Here is a 14,692-nt window from a genome sequence, read left to right as displayed (position 1 = left end):
CCTGGGGCGCGTTGACACGCCCATCCATAGGTTTACATTAGAGTCGTTCCGAGGGGGGCTCCGACGAGGAGCTGAGATACCGCAAGCTTGCACTTTTCCTGTTCCGGAAGAGACGCGCGAGACCGCGGTGACCCTTTGAACCTGATCCGGGTCATGCCGGCGAAGGGACAGGGATGTTTCAGACTACGCAATCTCCGCGCGGGGACTCTCCCGTGGCGGGTCAATCGATATCAGTCATTGGCGCTGGCATTGCTGGCGCTTGGCAGGCGTTGATGCTGGCCAAGGCCGGTCACGCTGTGACGCTGCATGAGCGCAGCGACCAGGGTATGCGCGATGCCACCAGCCATTGGGCCGGCGGCATGCTGGCGCCTTGGTGCGAAGCCGAGGTCTCCGAGCCCGTCGTCTCCCGCCTGGGCTTGCGCGCACTTGATCTGTGGCACGAGGAATTGCCTGACACACCGTTCCATGGCTCGCTGGTCGTTGCGCACCCGCGCGACCGCGCCGATTTCGAGCGTTTCGCGAAAATGACCTCCGGCCATACGCGGCTCGATGCGGCTGGCGTCGCCGAGATCGAGCCCTCGCTCGAAGGCCGGTTTCGCGACGGGCTGTTTTATCCCGGCGAAGGCCATGTGGAGCCGCGCCGCGTGCTCCCGCAACTGCACGCCCGGATTACCGCCGCCGGCGGCATCATCAAATACAACAGCGAGCAGCAGCCGAAAGATCTCGACGGTCTCGTGATCGATTGCCGCGGGCTTGCGGCACGTGATGATGCGAGCACGCCGAAGCTGCGCGGCGTCAAAGGCGAAATCATCATCGTCGAGACCGACGAGGTGCAGCTCTCGCGCCCCGTCCGCCTGATGCATCCGCGATGGCCGCTTTACGTGATCCCGCGCGCCGATAATCGCTTCATGCTCGGCGCGACGTCCATCGAGGGCGAGGATACCGGCGTCAGCGTGCGCTCCGCACTCGAACTGCTCGGCGCTGCCTATGCGGTGCATCCCGCCTTTGCCGAAGCGCGCATTCTCGAATTCGGCTCGGGTTTGCGTCCGGCTTTTCCCGACAACCTGCCGCGCATTGCGATCGACAAGAACACGATTGCAGTGAACGGCCTCTATCGCCACGGCTTCCTGCTGGCGCCTGCGCTGGCGGAGCTGACGCTCAACTATATCAAGCGGGGCGAGATCGATAATGAGGTGATGCAATGCAAGTGATCGTCAATGGCGAGCACCGCGAGATCGAGGCGTCGCATGTCGGTGCGCTGCTGCAGGAACTGGACTACGAAGGCACCCATTGCGCCATTGCGCTGAATTTCGACGTCGTGCCACGCAGCGCCTGGGCACAGACGCCACTCAAGGCAGGCGACGAGATCGAGATCATCACGCCACGGCAGGGAGGCTGATTCCTGATGGTGAGTTTCTACGGCAAGGAATTCAAATCACGGTTGCTGATCGGCAGCGCGCTCTATCCGTCGCCCGCGATCATGCAGGACGCGATCCGTGCCTCCGGCGCTGGCATCGTGACTGTCTCGCTGCGGCGTGAATCCGCCGGCGGCAAGACCGGCGATGCGTTCTGGTCGCTGATTAGAGAGCTCGACGTCACCGTGCTGCCGAACACCGCGGGCTGCCGCAGCGTCCGCGAAGCGGTGACCACCGCAAAGCTCGCGCGCGAATTGTTCGGCACGTCCTGGATCAAGCTGGAAGTGATCGCCGACAACGACACGCTGCAGCCAGATGTGGTCGGCCTTGTCGAAGCCGCCGATATCCTGATCAAGGACAGCTTCGAGGTGTTCCCCTATTGCACCGAGGACTTGAGTGTCGCGATGCGTCTGGTGGATGCCGGCTGCAAGGTGGTGATGCCATGGGCCGCGCCGATCGGCTCGGCACGCGGCATCATTAATGCCGACGCGCTGAAACTGATGCGCGACCGCCTGCCGGATATCACGCTCGTCGTCGATGCCGGCCTGGGCGCGCCATCACATGCCGCCGAAGCGCTCGAACTCGGCTATGACGCCGTGCTGCTCAACACCGCCGTCGCCAAGGCCGCCGATCCCGTCGCCATGGCCAATGCCTTCCGCCTCGCCGTCGAGGCCGGCCGCACCGGCTTTGAGGCCGGCCTGATGGGCGCGCGCGATTTCGCTTCTCCTTCCACTCCAGTCATCGGGACACCGTTCTGGCATGCCGTATCCTGACCGTTTCTATCCCGTCGTCGACACCGTAGCGTGGGTGGAGCGCCTCACGCAGCTGGGCGTCGGCACCGTGCAGCTTCGCGCCAAGGATCTCGACGAGGCCGCAGCCACCACGCTGTTTCGCGAGGCGCTTGCCGTCACGAGCGGCACGAAAACGAAGCTGGTGGTCAACGACTACTGGCGCGTCGCCATCGACCTCAAGGCGCAGCATCTGCATCTCGGCCAGGAAGACCTTGCCGAGGCGGACGTTGCCGCGATCCGCAAGGCCGGCATCACGCTCGGCCTCTCGACCCATGACGAGAACGAACTGGAAACCGCGTTGCGCGCCAATCCGGATTACGTCGCGCTCGGGCCGATCTTCTTCACGACGTTGAAATCCATGCGTTTCGCACCGCAGGGCATTCCGAAAATCTCGGTCTGGAAGAAGCGCATCGGCACCCTGCCGCTGGTCGCGATTGGCGGCATCAAGTTCGAACAGGCCGAAGAGATCTTTGCCGCTGGCGCGGATTCCATCGCCGTCGTCAGCGACGTCACCCAACACGCAGACCCGGACGCCCGCGTCCATCAATGGCTTGGCGCATCCGCCAAAGCTGCCTGAGATTTCAAGAACGACAACGGAGGATTAGTCCATGAACATCCGCTCCAATCCCGACACCACCCTGCCCGCCGTCACCACCGGCAACCTGCCCTCGTCGCGCAAGATCTACGCGATCCCGGAGAGCGCGCCGGACCTGCGCGTGCCGCTGCGCGAAATCATCCTCTCCGAAGGCGCCGGCGAGCCGAACCTGCCGGTCTATGACACCTCGGGCCCCTATACCGATCCGGACGTGCTGATCGATGTCAATAACGGCCTGTCTCGCGCGCGTCTCGATTGGGTCAAGGAGCGCGGCGGCGTCGAGGAATATCAGGGCCGCGAGATCAAGCCGGAAGATAACGGCAATGTCGGCGCAGCCCATGCTGCGAAGTCGTTCAAGGCCTATCACAAGCCGCTGCGCGGCGTCGGCGATCACATGATCACGCAATATGAGTTCGCCCGCGCCGGCATCATCACCAAGGAAATGATCTACGTCGCCGAGCGCGAGAACCTCGGCCGCAAGGTCCAGCTCGAGCGCGCCGAGGCCGCGCGCGCCGATGGCGAGAGCTTCGGTGCCGAAGTGCCGCTGTTTGTCACGCCGGAATTCGTGCGCTCGGAAATCGCGCGCGGCCGCGCCATCATCCCCTGCAACATCAACCACGCCGAGTTGGAGCCGATGATCATCGGCCGCAACTTCCTCACCAAGATCAACGCCAATATCGGCAACTCCGCCGTGACGTCGTCAGTGGAAGAAGAAGTCGACAAGATGGTGTGGGCGATCCGCTGGGGCGCCGACACCGTGATGGACCTCTCGACGGGCCGCAACATCCACACCACCCGTGAATGGATCCTGCGCAATGCGCCGATCCCGATCGGCACCGTGCCAATCTATCAAGCGCTGGAGAAGTGTGACGGCGATCCGGTCAAGCTGACCTGGGAGCTCTACAAGGACACGCTGATCGAACAGTGCGAACAGGGCGTCGACTATTTCACCATCCATGCCGGCGTGCGCCTGGCCTACATCCATCTCACCGCCAACCGCGTCACCGGCATCGTCTCGCGCGGCGGCTCGATCATGGCCAAGTGGTGCCTCGCGCATCACAAGGAGAGCTTCCTCTACACCCACTTCGACGAGATCTGCGATCTCATGCGCAAGTATGACGTCTCGTTCTCGCTCGGCGACGGATTGCGTCCCGGCTCGATCGCGGATGCCAATGACCGCGCGCAATTCGCCGAACTGGAGACGCTCGGTGAACTCACCAAGGTGGCATGGGCAAAGGGCTGCCAGGTGATGATCGAAGGCCCCGGCCATGTGCCGCTGCACAAGATCAAGATCAACATGGACAAGCAGCTCAAGGAATGCGGCGAAGCGCCGTTCTACACCCTGGGGCCACTGACCACCGATATCGCGCCGGGCTACGACCACATCACCTCGGGTATCGGTGCGGCCATGATCGGCTGGTTCGGCTGTTCGATGCTTTGTTATGTGACGCCGAAGGAGCATCTCGGCCTTCCCAACCGCGACGACGTCAAGGTCGGCGTGATCACCTACAAGATCGCGGCGCATGCGTCTGACTTGGCCAAGGGTCACCCCGCCGCGCAGCTGCGCGACGACGCGCTGTCCCGCGCGCGCTTCGATTTCCGCTGGCAAGACCAGTTCAATCTCGGCCTCGATCCGGAAACCGCCGTCGCCTATCACGACGAGACACTGCCAAAGGACGCCCACAAGGTCGCGCATTTCTGCTCCATGTGCGGACCCAAGTTCTGCTCGATGAAGATCACGCAGGACGTCCGCGACTATGCAGCAACCCTCGGCGACAACGAGAAGGCCGCGCTGAACCTCGGCGGCACAGCGACGATGGGCATGTCGATGTCTGGCGTGATCGAGGACGGCATGGCCAGCATGAGCCAGAAGTTCAAGGACATGGGCGAGCAGGTCTATGTGCAGGCCGAGGCGGTCAAGGAAAGTAATAAGGCGCTGTAAGGCCGTTATTACGAGGGCGGTTTGCGCAAGGCGACCCGCCCTCAGTTTGCGAGCAACGAATGCATTCCAAACGAACAAAGAAAGATCATTGAATTCGGCAGTAAATTACCCGCGCAGTTATTGAGAATGTCAGCGGAATGTTAGGCGGATCCTCTCCTCGACAACGCCACCCGCTGCCTGCCGGTCCAGAATAGGAAATCGGCGGCCAATGCCCGTTAAAATGCGTTTGGCATCCTCCACCAGTCACCTGCCAGCCCGGTCCTGCTTCGACGGGGATCGTGGCCGTGATATCCGGAGTTCGCTGAATCGTCGACGTTTTTTCTTCTGACCGACATACTAAACGAAGCCGATTGGCATCAGCAACTGTCGCTACTTGTCCCACTTCCTGTGCTGACGAAGAGTTTATGATCAGAGTGCTTAGGCTGAAAACAAATATGGCAAAACTCGCCTTCATGACGTGCTCTCCCTGAAATTGGCTCTGCAGTTCGCGATAACGATCAATCAAACCATGTCTGATAATATTATGCAATCAAAGGTTGATTTTGTCTCGCTTTGATTTCGACGGAGAGACTCAGCTCGACCTAAACCTCAATCCGAAGATCGCTTGTGGGTGCATGCCAAAGCACGCTCACAAGCGTCGCGCATTTCTGCTCGATGTGCGGACTGAAGTTGTGTTCGATGAAGATCACGCAGGATGTCCGCGACTATGCAGCAACCCTCGGCGATAACGAGAAGGCCGCGCTGAACCTCGGCGGCACAGCGACGATGGGCATGCATGTCGGGCGTGATCGAGGACGGCATGCCCAGCATGAGCCAGAAGTTCAAGGACATGGGCGAGAAGGTCTATGTCCAGGCGCAGGCGGTGAAGGACAGCAACAAGGCGCTGTAAACAAATTCGGTCTCTACATCATAGCGACTTGACCAAATCGATCACGAAATAGGTAATGGCCGGGCATATTGCTCGGCCATTTTCGCTAGGTATGAGAGCTCGCCATGGAGATTTTGGACAAACCCCACTTTGAAGAACTGATGGAAGAAATCGATCGCGGCCTGAAAAGCGATAATGTTCCGATTCATGCGCGCCAAATCATAGGATGGACGCGGGTCTGCCAAAAGCTGGAACTGAACCTACCGATGGTCGGTCAACCTATAGCGGGCGTCTACAGTGGGCCAAGCCTGTCTGGCCACATCAAAGATTGGTATGATGCTCGTTACGGCGATCGCTTGAAGATCGACTTCTCGATTGGGTATATCCCCATTGCGATCTTAGAAGATTTATACCTAGTTCGCTTGCCTCTGGTTTTCGGAGCCGCCCAAATCTTTATCGATCGCAGCCCGCGCCCAACGAACGATCAACTAAACAAGACATCTAGAAATGCAGCTCGCTCCAATATCGCAGATTGGATCGTTGACCTAACAGACCACACCAGAACGTGCCTATCTGAGCCTAGTCTGGAGGAGATATTTCGTACCTGCATTACGGCCTTCGAGCAAGCAAACTACTGGCATAGCAGAGAGAAGAAACTCGTGGAGGTGTTCACTGGCGATCTAAAGCTGAGCGCAACTCAAGCTATCGAAGGGAATTTTGGCCTCTCACGTTGGCATTCTCTTCAAGCCGCGGAAAAGGCAACAAAAGCTTTCATCAGGAAATTCGGAGAAAATCCGCCGTTCACTCACGACCTAAACAAGCTTACTAAACAAGCAGCAAGGCTTGGCTCGATCACCTTCACCCAAAAAGATGTGTCCGACGCGAATTGCCCAGCAGGCGTCAGATATGAAGGAGATGCGTCCACTCAGGCCCAGGCTCTGTCCGCAAATGAAGCAGCTCGCCGTATATGCTTTGTCGTCACAAGCCATTGGGACGATGGCTTAGCCCAGGAAGGCTAACATCAATGAACCCATACGCACCTCCACCGCGTCCAACGCAATAACAGCGGCATAGCGCCATGCGCGGTCCACTCTGGCTGCGCAGCCCCCCTATCTTCGCCGCCATTATGAAGCCTGCCACTGCTCGGCGTTGGAGGCCTAATCGATGATTTCTTTTCGCACATTCGTTGTTGCTGCCGGTGCGGAAATGGTTTTGACCTCGGCAAACACCGCGCCCGCCTCCGCGCAATCCTCCACCGCCACCGAAAAACTCAACTCCTATGTGGGCTGCATCAACAGTCTTTCGAAACGCGCGCTGGACTCGCGGACGCGCTACTTCAGCTGGACGCCAAAATCCAGCCCGACCGGCAAAGAGCGGATCGTCTACAGGCTCTACAATATCTCCGCAGCAGTGTGATAACATCCATCCCTGAACGACGACATGGTCGGTGGAGGCCACAACCATGCATCACCTTACGCCTCTCTCTGGAATCGTTGGCGGCGCGCTGATCGGGATCGCTGCATCGGCGCTGATGCTGCTGACCGGACGCATCGCCGGGATCAGCGGCATTTTCGGGGAGCTACTCCAGCCCGGTGCCGGCCATCGCGGCTGGCGCATCGCCTTCGTCGCCGGACTTCTGGCAGCGCCCCTGCTCGCTTCGCTTTCGGGCACACCATTGCCAGCACCAGCGATGCCGGCGAGCCTGATCCTCATCGTTATCGCCGGGCTTCTGGTCGGTTTCGGCAGCCGCATGGGTGGCGGCTGCACATCCGGCCATGGCGTATGCGGTATCGCACGCCTGTCAGCCCGTTCAATCGTCGCCACAGCGATCTTCATGGCCGCAGCGATCGCCACGGTCGCCGTCGTGCGTCACGGTATCGGAGGCTGATGCAATGCTACTTGTTTTCGTCAGCTTTGCTTGCGGCCTCGTGTTCGGCATCGGCCTCCTGATCTCGGGCATGACGGACACCGGGAAAGTACTCGGCTTCCTCGATATCTTCGGGGCTTGGGACGCGACGCTGGCTTTCGTGATGGCCGGCGCAGTCGCGGTCACCGGTCTTGGCTTCGCACTGGCGCGGCGGCGCGGCACACCTGTCCTTGCCGCAAAGAACCTGTGGCCGACACGCAGGGACGTCGACACGCCGCTCGTTATCGGGGCCACGCTGTTCGGGATCGGCTGGGGCCTCGTGGGGCTCTGTCCTGGCCCCGCGCTGGTCAACCTCGCGGGGCTAAGCCTTCCGGTGATTGTGTTCGTCGTCGCAATGGCGGTGGGCATGCTCGGTCACGATGCATGGAGCACACGTCGCACGCTCATGCGACAGATCGAGAAAGCGTAGATTGGGTAACGGCCTGAACCAATCGTAACCTTGAAAGCGACCAATGCAGTACTCGCGGCACGGCGCCATAAGCGGCGATCACTGGCTGCGCTCGCACCACTCCCCTATCCTCACTGACATCACAAGGCACGCGCGCCCTGTGCGCTTATCGACATGCCGGATTCCAAGGCGCCAAGGGCAGACAAAGCGACTTTCTTTGTTGCATAATCCCGGTTACACACCCAATGGTACCCATGGATTAACCTTTCGTTAACCAATCGCGCCCAACCTGCCGCAACGCAACGGCTGGGGGCTGTTCGTTCTCGATGTTGTTGCTTCGCGCAACGAAGCAGGCGTTGATCGGGAGATACCCATGATCCAGGAATCCCTTTACGAGTCCCTTCGCCGCCCGCGTGACGATTCGCCGGCTGAAATGGACATGTTTGCGCCCTCGTCAGATCCCAGCGAGGTCGTGACGATGCTGATCGGCGCGACTGTCCATGAGGTCGAACGCGAACTGATGCTGCAGACGCTGGCGCGCTGCGACGGCAATCGCACCCATGCCGCCCGCGTACTCGGCGTCTCCGTTCGCACCATGCGTAACAAGATCAAACAGTATTCAGCGGATGGGGCCGACGTGCCGGCGCACGGCTAGCGCACGGCGCTATTGCTGGGGCGCGTCGGTATCCAGCACCCATGTGGAGCCCTGCAGCCGGCCTTCGGTCTGCATCTCGACATCGACCAGATGCGCCCTCGGCTCAAAGCTGCGAATTCTGACAGTGAGCGGCCTGGTGAATTGCCATGCCTCGCGCGCCTGCAGCAGGCCGTCCTGATACGACGCCAGAGCTTTTGAATCGCCGGCTTTCTTCAGTGCCTGCCATCGCGCCAGATTCGCGCGATCCTCGAACCAGATCGAAACCGGTTTTACCTGCATGGACGCCCCTAGGCGTATCTCGCCGGCATGCGCTGCGCTCGTGAGGGCCAACAAGGTCAGCAGCGCCAGATATGATTTCATATGTCGTCGCCCGTTGCCCTGATGAGAGCGTAAGTCGCCGCGGATCCCGTTCCGGTTCGACAGGGCTCGGCAATTCACGGGCGCACCTTGCCTAGACCTGCTACGCTGGCCCGTCACACATGAGCGCGAGGCCTGATCATGCCCATCCAGCACTTCCCGCCCCCTCCCGGAATCAAAGCGCCGCCGCTGTCCTATGCGGCGCGGGTCGGCGATCTCCTGTTCGTCTCCGGCATTCCCGGCTTCGACGCCAACGGCCAATTGCCAGAACAATTCGAGGCGCAGTTCGGATTTGTGGTGCGCACGATCAAACGAGTGCTGAAGGATGCCGGCACCGACATCTCGCACCTCGTCAAGGTCAACGTGCTGCTGACGCGCGCGTCCGACGTGGCTGCGATGAATGCGCTGTATGCCGAAGCCTTCGGACCACCGCCGTATCCGGCGCGCACCACCTGCGTGGTTCAGGCGCTGCCCAATCCGGCGATGCTAATCGAGATCGAATGTGTGGCTTCGCTACTGGATGCGTGATCGATAACCCGAAGCTGCGCGGCGCGTCCAGCGGCGCATTGAACGTGATACTGCACGTTCTGACGACGCTCATCGGCCGGCCATCGCATCCTTCACCGTCTCGCTGACGAAATCGGCGGCGCGGCGGAACGCTGTGTCCGTATCGCCGCGGAAGGTGACGGCGCGACGCATCACCAGCTGCTCGCGCTCGACATCGAACAACTGCACCTCGCCCCATTGCACCAGCGTACTCATCTTGCGGATGCCGCCATAGACCAGGTAATGCGCCCCGTCGCGCCGCGCTGCGGCGACGAGATCGTCGGGCGCCATGCTGATGGCAGTGCAGGCGGGCTGCGGACAGGCCGGGCGCACCACGCGGTAGTCGCGCTGCGCCAGCCCGTCGCGCAGCAGTGCAGCGAAGATGGTCATGCGGTCGCGATGCTGCGCGGATTGGTCGGCCTCCTCGCCCGAGGTGTCGCTATAGTCGAAATCGGCCACCGCGACGGCGAGCTGTCCGGCAGCCGCGGCCGGCGCAGGTGCCCCCAGCAGCGCCACAGCGCCGCATAGCAACCACAGAACCTGCCCTCTCCGCATGTTCTCCTCCCTGATCGTCTGTTCGCCGCCACGCCAAACTGGCGCGGGTGCCAGCAGGTCGAGCGACAGCCGATGCTAGTCCGCATGTGGTGAAGCGCAACCGGCAATGTCTGTGGTGGCATGGCAGCAGCGGCGAATTGAAGCCGTCATCCATCCCCTGTTAAAAGCGGCCGGACAGAATCAATACGGAGTGTGAGGCGTGGCAAAAGATACGATCAGCCAAACCGGATTACGCGGCCCCCGCGGCGAACCGGGACTTCCCGGACCGCAGGGCCATCCCGGACGGCCGGGGCCGGACGGCGCGCAGGGCAAGCCGGGCCTGGCCGGCAAAGCCGGCGCCAATGGCAAGCCGGGGCCGCAGGGCAAGCGCGGCGAAGCAGGCCCTCAGGGTAAGGCTGGCGTCAATGGTAAGGCTGGCGCCGACGGCAAGCCTGGTCCGATCGGACCGCAGGGCAAGGCCGGGCCGCAGGGACCACGGGGTGAACAGGGCCTTCAGGGCAAACCCGGTGTGCAGGGTGAAGCCGGGCCGCGCGGCGAGCAGGGTCCTCCCGGCACGCTGCCGAGCCTCGAGCAGATCATGCCGTGGCTGCACATGGTGTTCGACGCCTGGGAAGACCACCGCCAGATGCGCCTGCGCGAAGCCCAGGAGCGCGAAGAGGCGCTGCTGCGCGAGCAGCAGGAAGCCGTTGAACGTGTCGCCGCGATGATCGAGGCCGAAGCCGCCATCGCGGATGAGTCCGATGAAACCGACGACGGCAAGAAAAAGAAGAAGCGCAAGAAGAACAAGGACGACTAGCACCGCTGCGTCGTTCGATACGGACGCGCGACAACAGATCAGGCGACGCGCCGCAATGCCGGCCCGTCGCCTTTACTTTTTACATGGTCCGCTGCGGTGCGGTCTGCAGCAGCTCCTGAAGCTGTTGCTTATAGAATCTCGCACCGCCCGTCGTGAGATGACCACGGGTCTCGGTGCTTGCCCGGATCAGCAGCATCTTCGCGTTTTTGATCCGCTTCAGCGCGGCATCCATCAACCCGGTCTCCGGCGGATTGCGCTCGTCATCGGCAGCGTTGATCGCGAGCACGACGGATGTGATCTTGTCCAGACCTGCTGATGGATTGTAGTCGCGCGACGATTCCCACTGATAGATGAAATCATTTGCATCGGCGACAAATGGCGCCTTGAGCCGGTCATCGACATTCTTGTCGGCGGCCTCGCCGGTCGGCGCCAGCATCTGATAGGCCAGCGTGCCGCCGGCTGTCGCGATGCCATACATCACGCTGGCAAATTTGATCATGCCGGGCTGCGATGTGTAGTTGCCGGCCTTGTAGTCTGGATCGGCGCGCACGGTCTCGATCATCATGCGCCGCATCATCCAGTTGCGTGCGCTCATTTCCGTAGGCTGTGATGCCATCGGCACCAGAGCGTCCATCACATCGGGATATTTCGTGCCCCAGATCCACGCATGCATGCCGCCCATGGAATTGCCGATCACCATGCGCACATGCTTGATGCCGAGCCCTTCGATCAGCAGCCGGTGCTGGGCATCGACCATATCGTCGTAATTGTACTTCGGAAATGCGGTCTTCATGCCATCAGAGGGTTTCGACGATTTGCCGTGGCCGACCGCATCGGGAATGATGATGTAATATTTTGTGGCATCGAGCGGCTGGCCCGCGCCGAATAACTCGCCCGCAAAAGCAGGCGTCAATATGCTCTGCGCCGAACCGCCGGTGCCATGCAGCACCAGCACCGGCTGGCCGCTCGGCTCACCCACCGTCGTGTAATGCAGCTTCAACTCCGGCATCACATGGCCAGTATGAAACTTGAAATCCTTCGCGATCCAGTCGCCCTGCTTTGGCGCCGGATAATCAGCGGCGAACGCGGTCACGGCAGCAAGCGAAGCACATGTCACGACAGCAGCAGCGCACAACGCGCGCATAGAACGGCTGGGCATCGTCATCCTCCCCGGCGCAGCCATTTGATCGGGCCGCTTGACACAGATGCTAGCACGGCAGCGTGAGCCAGGAGACCAACAGATCGATACTGCAGCGCAGCGATCCCCAGCTCGTCGCTCCGGGTATAATTTTTGGGCAGGCGTCGCCGCCATAGCTCGGGCTTAATCATCGCAAGAATCCGAGTCGTCCCGTGCGGCACCCGGCGTCCGCGCGTGATGCAACACCGTGAGGTTCGCATGCGGGGATTGATTCAAGTGGTGCTGCTGGCAGTGCTTACCGTGATGGCGACGACCGCTCACGCCATCGATCGCGGCCAGTTCAGCGATGTGCCCGACGATATCCGGAACTGGTTCAAAAGCGTCATCAGCCCTAATGGCGTGCCGTGTTGCGATATCTCCGACGGCCATCGCACCGAATATGACGTCCGCAACGGCGCCTATTGGGTACCGATCGAAGGCATATGGACGGAGGTGCCGACGCGCGCCGTGATCCGCGATCGCGGCAACCCCGTTGGCGAAGCCGTCGTCTGGTATGTGCGCCATCGCGGCGAGATCATCATCAGCTGTTTCGTTCCGGCTGACGCCGCGTGATGACGATCACGAAACGGTGCCAGGGTGCGGCCTTGCAATCCACAGGCAATCGGGCCCAATTTGAGGCTAATTCTGCGCGCGGCGCGTTAGGTCACTCTGGCCCCGCCGTCACCTCGCCGCGGGCGCTACAGGATAAAGAGAGACCGATATGACGGAAGTGACCTATGTGATCGTCGAGCATGATGGCGGTTGGGCCTATAAGGTTGGCGCCGTCTTCTCCGAGCCGTATGCGACGCACGCACTCGCCACCGCAGCCGCCAAGCGCGCCGCGGCCGAGCAGAGAGTGCCGGGACGCACCGAGGTGATCGCCTATGAGGACGAAAAAGGACAGTGGCACGAGGAAACTGCCTCGGGCAGTGATCGTCCCAACACCCACATCATCGACAAGGCCTGATCGCGAAGACAGGTGAATGATCCAACTGACGTCAACGCGTCCAATGGCGCCGGCATTGCCGTATCTCGCCATGCCGGAGAAGTTGTTGCTCGTCACGCCCGCCTGGGTGCCTTTCGCGCGCGAACTCATCATCGCCAGCGGCGTCATTGAAATCGCCGCATGGCTTGCACTTGTGACACGCACACGGTTGCGTTGGTGGGCCGGCGTCATCAATTGGCCCGAGCCACACAAAGACGCCCCAGACTCATAGCGAACGGGCCAAATCAGCAAGCAGGATTCGTTAGGGAGTCACATGGTGACTCCGACGTCGGTTGCGGTGCTGTCTGCGCGACTTTTCCGCAAGGCGCCACCATGCTAGTTTTGCACCATCAAATTGCATCGGGAGAGCAGACGTGACCGACGTCGCAGCAGACGAACTCCGCACCATTTATCCAACGCCGCACCCGCGCGTGATCGCCAAGGCGCGACCGACGCTCGACATGCATTCCAGCAAATTCATCTCGCTATCCCCGTTCTGCGTGCTTGCTTCGTCGGGTCCCGACGGCACCGTCGATGCATCGCCGCGCGGTGGCGGCGTCGGCTTCGTGCGGATCGCCTCGCCGACCGAATTGCAGATGCCGGACCGTCCCGGCAACAACCGCATCGATACGTTCCAGAATCTGATGGCGGGCAGCGGCCATGTGCAGCTGATCTTCTTCGTTCCGGGCATCGACGACACCTTGCGTGTCAGCGGCGTCGCCAGGCTGATTAAAGACCCGGAACTGATGGCGTCGATGGAAGAGTTCGGCAAGCTCCCGCGCGCAGTGTTGAGCATCACCGTGACCGAAGCCTATTTTCATTGCGGCAAGGCGCTGATGCGTTCGAAGCTGTGGTCGCCGGAGGTGCAGGTGAAGCGCTCGGTGATGCCGAGCATCTCCGAAATGGTTCACGATCAGACGAAACTCGGTGAACCGATGACTCAGGAACAGATCGACGTCGCCTATCGCCAGCAGTTGTAGCTCGTCGACCTCGTCCGGATCCAAAAGGAGTTCCGGCAGCCGCGGTCATCCACGCACAACCTCTATTTGAAATTATCACTTAAGGTTGTATAGTCACGACGCTTGGGGAGAGCGTTGTGCGTGGCGTTGCGTTGATCCAGCTGATGACGGTCGCGGGCCTCATGCTTGGCGGCTGCGTGCGTGATCCATTCGTGACAGAACGGGACGAAACCTATGCAGGCGAATGGCTGATCCCGCACCAGATCGACCGCATTACCGGAGCCGAACTACCGAGCGCCTATGTCTTTGCCGAAGCGTCAAACAGCAATGTGGATTTTCCACGCGTCTCGTCATTGCTGCTGACATGCATCGATGGCGCGCCGCTGATCCGCTTCGCCTTTGATTTCAAGATCGGCAGCAACCGCAACACGGTGCTCGGCTATCGCTTCGATGGAAAACCTGGTCACGACGACGTCGGCTCGCGGGTGGTGCGGGGAAACCAGATCATCGTCATCGAAGACAGGGCAGAGATCGCGACCTTTGTCAGCGAGCTTGCCGGCGCGAAGACGTTGTACGTCCGGATCAGGTCGATCAACGGGGGCCGAACGGCCGTCGAATATCCGCTGGAGGGATCGACTGCGGCGATCCGCGCGGCATTCGCGAAATGCGATATGCCGAAACCGCCCCTGCCGGAACAGGGGCGGACGACATTGTCCGGCGTCTATTGAGACACCGC

At 61.1% G+C, this 14,692-nt stretch carries 20 protein-coding genes, 1 pseudogene and 1 riboswitch; of the genes and pseudogenes, 18 read left to right on the top strand and 3 right to left on the bottom strand.

The window, feature by feature from the left end; genetic code table 11:
- The first annotated feature begins 41 nt into the window (after window positions 1-41).
- Window positions 42-186: riboswitch (TPP riboswitch) on the top strand.
- The 11 genes and pseudogenes from SFY93_RS13650 to SFY93_RS13600 all read left to right on the top strand — a co-directional run bounded on the left by SFY93_RS13650 (window position 174) and on the right by SFY93_RS13600 (window position 8,581).
- Window positions 174-1,211 (top strand): FAD-dependent oxidoreductase, encoded by a 1,038-nt coding sequence (locus SFY93_RS13650; RefSeq protein ID WP_320447490.1) that lies wholly within the window; start codon window positions 174-176, stop codon window positions 1,209-1,211. (Overlaps the previous riboswitch by 13 nt.)
- The gene (gene thiS, locus SFY93_RS13645; RefSeq protein WP_068732274.1) at window positions 1,202-1,399 is read left to right on the top strand and encodes a sulfur carrier protein ThiS; all 198 of its coding nucleotides are present in this window, start codon (window positions 1,202-1,204) and stop codon (window positions 1,397-1,399) included. Before SFY93_RS13650 ends, thiS begins: the two co-directional genes overlap by 10 nt.
- Before the next feature lie 6 nt (window positions 1,400-1,405).
- Window positions 1,406-2,188, top strand: a complete 783-nt coding sequence (locus SFY93_RS13640; RefSeq protein ID WP_320447489.1) for a thiazole synthase — start codon at window positions 1,406-1,408, stop codon at window positions 2,186-2,188.
- Window positions 2,175-2,783 (top strand): thiamine phosphate synthase, encoded by a 609-nt coding sequence (locus SFY93_RS13635; protein WP_320447488.1) that lies wholly within the window; start codon window positions 2,175-2,177, stop codon window positions 2,781-2,783. The genes SFY93_RS13640 and SFY93_RS13635 overlap by 14 nt, the downstream gene beginning before the upstream one ends.
- Before the next feature lie 31 nt (window positions 2,784-2,814).
- Window positions 2,815-4,743, top strand: coding sequence for a phosphomethylpyrimidine synthase ThiC (thiC, locus tag SFY93_RS13630; protein ID WP_320447487.1), 1,929 nt, complete (start codon window positions 2,815-2,817; stop codon window positions 4,741-4,743).
- 521 nt (window positions 4,744-5,264) lie between these two features.
- A pseudogene (locus SFY93_RS13625) lies at window positions 5,265-5,632 on the top strand (phosphomethylpyrimidine synthase ThiC); the annotation flags it as partial.
- A gap of 104 nt (window positions 5,633-5,736) precedes the next feature.
- A complete protein-coding gene (locus tag SFY93_RS13620) occupies window positions 5,737-6,630 on the top strand; it encodes a HEPN domain-containing protein (protein ID WP_320447486.1) in 894 nt (297 codons plus the stop codon).
- 145 nt (window positions 6,631-6,775) lie between these two features.
- The gene (locus tag SFY93_RS13615) at window positions 6,776-7,027 is read left to right on the top strand and encodes a DUF3829 domain-containing protein (protein WP_320447485.1); all 252 of its coding nucleotides are present in this window, start codon (window positions 6,776-6,778) and stop codon (window positions 7,025-7,027) included.
- Between the two features lie 46 nt (window positions 7,028-7,073).
- Window positions 7,074-7,499 carry a YeeE/YedE family protein gene (locus SFY93_RS13610; protein ID WP_320447484.1) on the top strand — a complete coding sequence of 142 codons (426 nt, stop codon included), beginning with the start codon at window positions 7,074-7,076 and terminating at the stop codon, window positions 7,497-7,499.
- Window positions 7,500-7,503: 4 nt separating this feature from the next.
- Window positions 7,504-7,947, top strand: a complete 444-nt coding sequence (locus tag SFY93_RS13605) for a DUF6691 family protein (protein WP_320447483.1) — start codon at window positions 7,504-7,506, stop codon at window positions 7,945-7,947.
- A 412-nt stretch (window positions 7,948-8,359) separates the two neighbouring features.
- Window positions 8,360-8,581 (top strand): helix-turn-helix domain-containing protein, encoded by a 222-nt coding sequence (locus SFY93_RS13600; RefSeq protein WP_089267375.1) that lies wholly within the window; start codon window positions 8,360-8,362, stop codon window positions 8,579-8,581.
- A 9-nt stretch (window positions 8,582-8,590) separates the two neighbouring features.
- Here SFY93_RS13600 and SFY93_RS13595 read toward each other — a convergent pair whose 3' ends face one another.
- Complete coding sequence (locus SFY93_RS13595; protein WP_320447482.1) at window positions 8,591-8,941, bottom strand: hypothetical protein; 351 nt, start codon at window positions 8,939-8,941, stop codon at window positions 8,591-8,593.
- A gap of 138 nt (window positions 8,942-9,079) precedes the next feature.
- On the opposite strand from SFY93_RS13595, the gene SFY93_RS13590 reads away from it, so the two are divergent.
- Window positions 9,080-9,466, top strand: coding sequence for a RidA family protein (locus SFY93_RS13590; protein ID WP_184514626.1), 387 nt, complete (start codon window positions 9,080-9,082; stop codon window positions 9,464-9,466).
- 69 nt (window positions 9,467-9,535) lie between these two features.
- Here the strand turns inward: SFY93_RS13590 and SFY93_RS13585 are convergent, their stop codons facing one another.
- Complete coding sequence (locus SFY93_RS13585; RefSeq protein WP_320447481.1) at window positions 9,536-10,039, bottom strand: DUF2380 domain-containing protein; 504 nt, start codon at window positions 10,037-10,039, stop codon at window positions 9,536-9,538.
- Window positions 10,040-10,238: 199 nt separating this feature from the next.
- Here SFY93_RS13585 and SFY93_RS13580 point away from each other — a divergent pair, with 199 nt between their 5' ends.
- Window positions 10,239-10,835, top strand: coding sequence for a collagen-like domain-containing protein (locus tag SFY93_RS13580; RefSeq protein ID WP_231077604.1), 597 nt, complete (start codon window positions 10,239-10,241; stop codon window positions 10,833-10,835).
- A gap of 79 nt (window positions 10,836-10,914) precedes the next feature.
- Here the strand turns inward: SFY93_RS13580 and SFY93_RS13575 are convergent, their stop codons facing one another.
- Window positions 10,915-11,979: an alpha/beta fold hydrolase gene (locus SFY93_RS13575; RefSeq protein ID WP_320447764.1), complete on the bottom strand. Its 1,065-nt coding sequence runs from the start codon at window positions 11,977-11,979 to the stop codon at window positions 10,915-10,917.
- A 252-nt stretch (window positions 11,980-12,231) separates the two neighbouring features.
- On the opposite strand from SFY93_RS13575, the gene SFY93_RS13570 reads away from it, so the two are divergent.
- The 5 genes from SFY93_RS13570 to SFY93_RS13550 all read left to right on the top strand — a co-directional run bounded on the left by SFY93_RS13570 (window position 12,232) and on the right by SFY93_RS13550 (window position 14,684).
- Window positions 12,232-12,585 carry a hypothetical protein gene (locus SFY93_RS13570; RefSeq protein WP_231077605.1) on the top strand — a complete coding sequence of 118 codons (354 nt, stop codon included), beginning with the start codon at window positions 12,232-12,234 and terminating at the stop codon, window positions 12,583-12,585.
- A 148-nt stretch (window positions 12,586-12,733) separates the two neighbouring features.
- Complete coding sequence (locus tag SFY93_RS13565; RefSeq protein ID WP_068732250.1) at window positions 12,734-12,979, top strand: DUF2188 domain-containing protein; 246 nt, start codon at window positions 12,734-12,736, stop codon at window positions 12,977-12,979.
- 16 nt (window positions 12,980-12,995) lie between these two features.
- A complete protein-coding gene (locus SFY93_RS13560; RefSeq protein WP_320447480.1) occupies window positions 12,996-13,229 on the top strand; it encodes a DoxX family protein in 234 nt (77 codons plus the stop codon).
- 142 nt (window positions 13,230-13,371) lie between these two features.
- On the top strand, window positions 13,372-13,977 hold the full coding sequence (locus SFY93_RS13555; RefSeq protein WP_068732246.1) for an MSMEG_1061 family FMN-dependent PPOX-type flavoprotein: 606 nt from the start codon (window positions 13,372-13,374) through the stop codon (window positions 13,975-13,977).
- A gap of 116 nt (window positions 13,978-14,093) precedes the next feature.
- Complete coding sequence (locus tag SFY93_RS13550) at window positions 14,094-14,684, top strand: hypothetical protein (protein WP_320447479.1); 591 nt, start codon at window positions 14,094-14,096, stop codon at window positions 14,682-14,684.
- The last annotated feature ends 8 nt before the right edge of the window (window positions 14,685-14,692 follow it).

The organism is Tardiphaga sp. 42S5, from assembly GCF_034044155.1.
Taxonomy (GTDB): Bacteria; Pseudomonadota; Alphaproteobacteria; order Rhizobiales; family Xanthobacteraceae; genus Tardiphaga; species Tardiphaga robiniae.
Note: the sequence above shows the minus strand (reverse complement) of the source record. Positions and strands in the feature narration are given on the sequence as shown.

Bases quoted from the DNA above. Each gene is read 5' to 3' on its own strand.
- thiC (WP_320447487.1), top strand. From the start codon at position 2,815: ATGAACATCCGCTCCAATCCCGACACCACCCTGCCCGCCGTCACCACC.
- SFY93_RS13595 (WP_320447482.1), bottom strand. From the start codon at position 8,941: ATGAAATCATATCTGGCGCTGCTGACCTTGTTGGCCCTCACGAGCGCA.
- SFY93_RS13575 (WP_320447764.1), bottom strand. From the start codon at position 11,979: ATGCGCGCGTTGTGCGCTGCTGCTGTCGTGACATGTGCTTCGCTTGCT.
- SFY93_RS13610 (WP_320447484.1), top strand. From the start codon at position 7,074: ATGCATCACCTTACGCCTCTCTCTGGAATCGTTGGCGGCGCGCTGATC.
- SFY93_RS13600 (WP_089267375.1), top strand. From the start codon at position 8,360: ATGGACATGTTTGCGCCCTCGTCAGATCCCAGCGAGGTCGTGACGATG.
- SFY93_RS13635 (WP_320447488.1), top strand. From the start codon at position 2,175: ATGCCGTATCCTGACCGTTTCTATCCCGTCGTCGACACCGTAGCGTGG.
- SFY93_RS13565 (WP_068732250.1), top strand. From the start codon at position 12,734: ATGACGGAAGTGACCTATGTGATCGTCGAGCATGATGGCGGTTGGGCC.
- SFY93_RS13620 (WP_320447486.1), top strand. From the start codon at position 5,737: ATGGAGATTTTGGACAAACCCCACTTTGAAGAACTGATGGAAGAAATC.
- thiS (WP_068732274.1), top strand. From the start codon at position 1,202: ATGCAAGTGATCGTCAATGGCGAGCACCGCGAGATCGAGGCGTCGCAT.
- SFY93_RS13590 (WP_184514626.1), top strand. From the start codon at position 9,080: ATGCCCATCCAGCACTTCCCGCCCCCTCCCGGAATCAAAGCGCCGCCG.
- SFY93_RS13570 (WP_231077605.1), top strand. From the start codon at position 12,232: ATGCGGGGATTGATTCAAGTGGTGCTGCTGGCAGTGCTTACCGTGATG.
- SFY93_RS13640 (WP_320447489.1), top strand. From the start codon at position 1,406: ATGGTGAGTTTCTACGGCAAGGAATTCAAATCACGGTTGCTGATCGGC.
- SFY93_RS13585 (WP_320447481.1), bottom strand. From the start codon at position 10,039: ATGCGGAGAGGGCAGGTTCTGTGGTTGCTATGCGGCGCTGTGGCGCTG.
- SFY93_RS13560 (WP_320447480.1), top strand. From the start codon at position 12,996: ATGATCCAACTGACGTCAACGCGTCCAATGGCGCCGGCATTGCCGTAT.
- SFY93_RS13605 (WP_320447483.1), top strand. From the start codon at position 7,504: ATGCTACTTGTTTTCGTCAGCTTTGCTTGCGGCCTCGTGTTCGGCATC.
- SFY93_RS13615 (WP_320447485.1), top strand. From the start codon at position 6,776: ATGATTTCTTTTCGCACATTCGTTGTTGCTGCCGGTGCGGAAATGGTT.
- SFY93_RS13650 (WP_320447490.1), top strand. From the start codon at position 174: ATGTTTCAGACTACGCAATCTCCGCGCGGGGACTCTCCCGTGGCGGGT.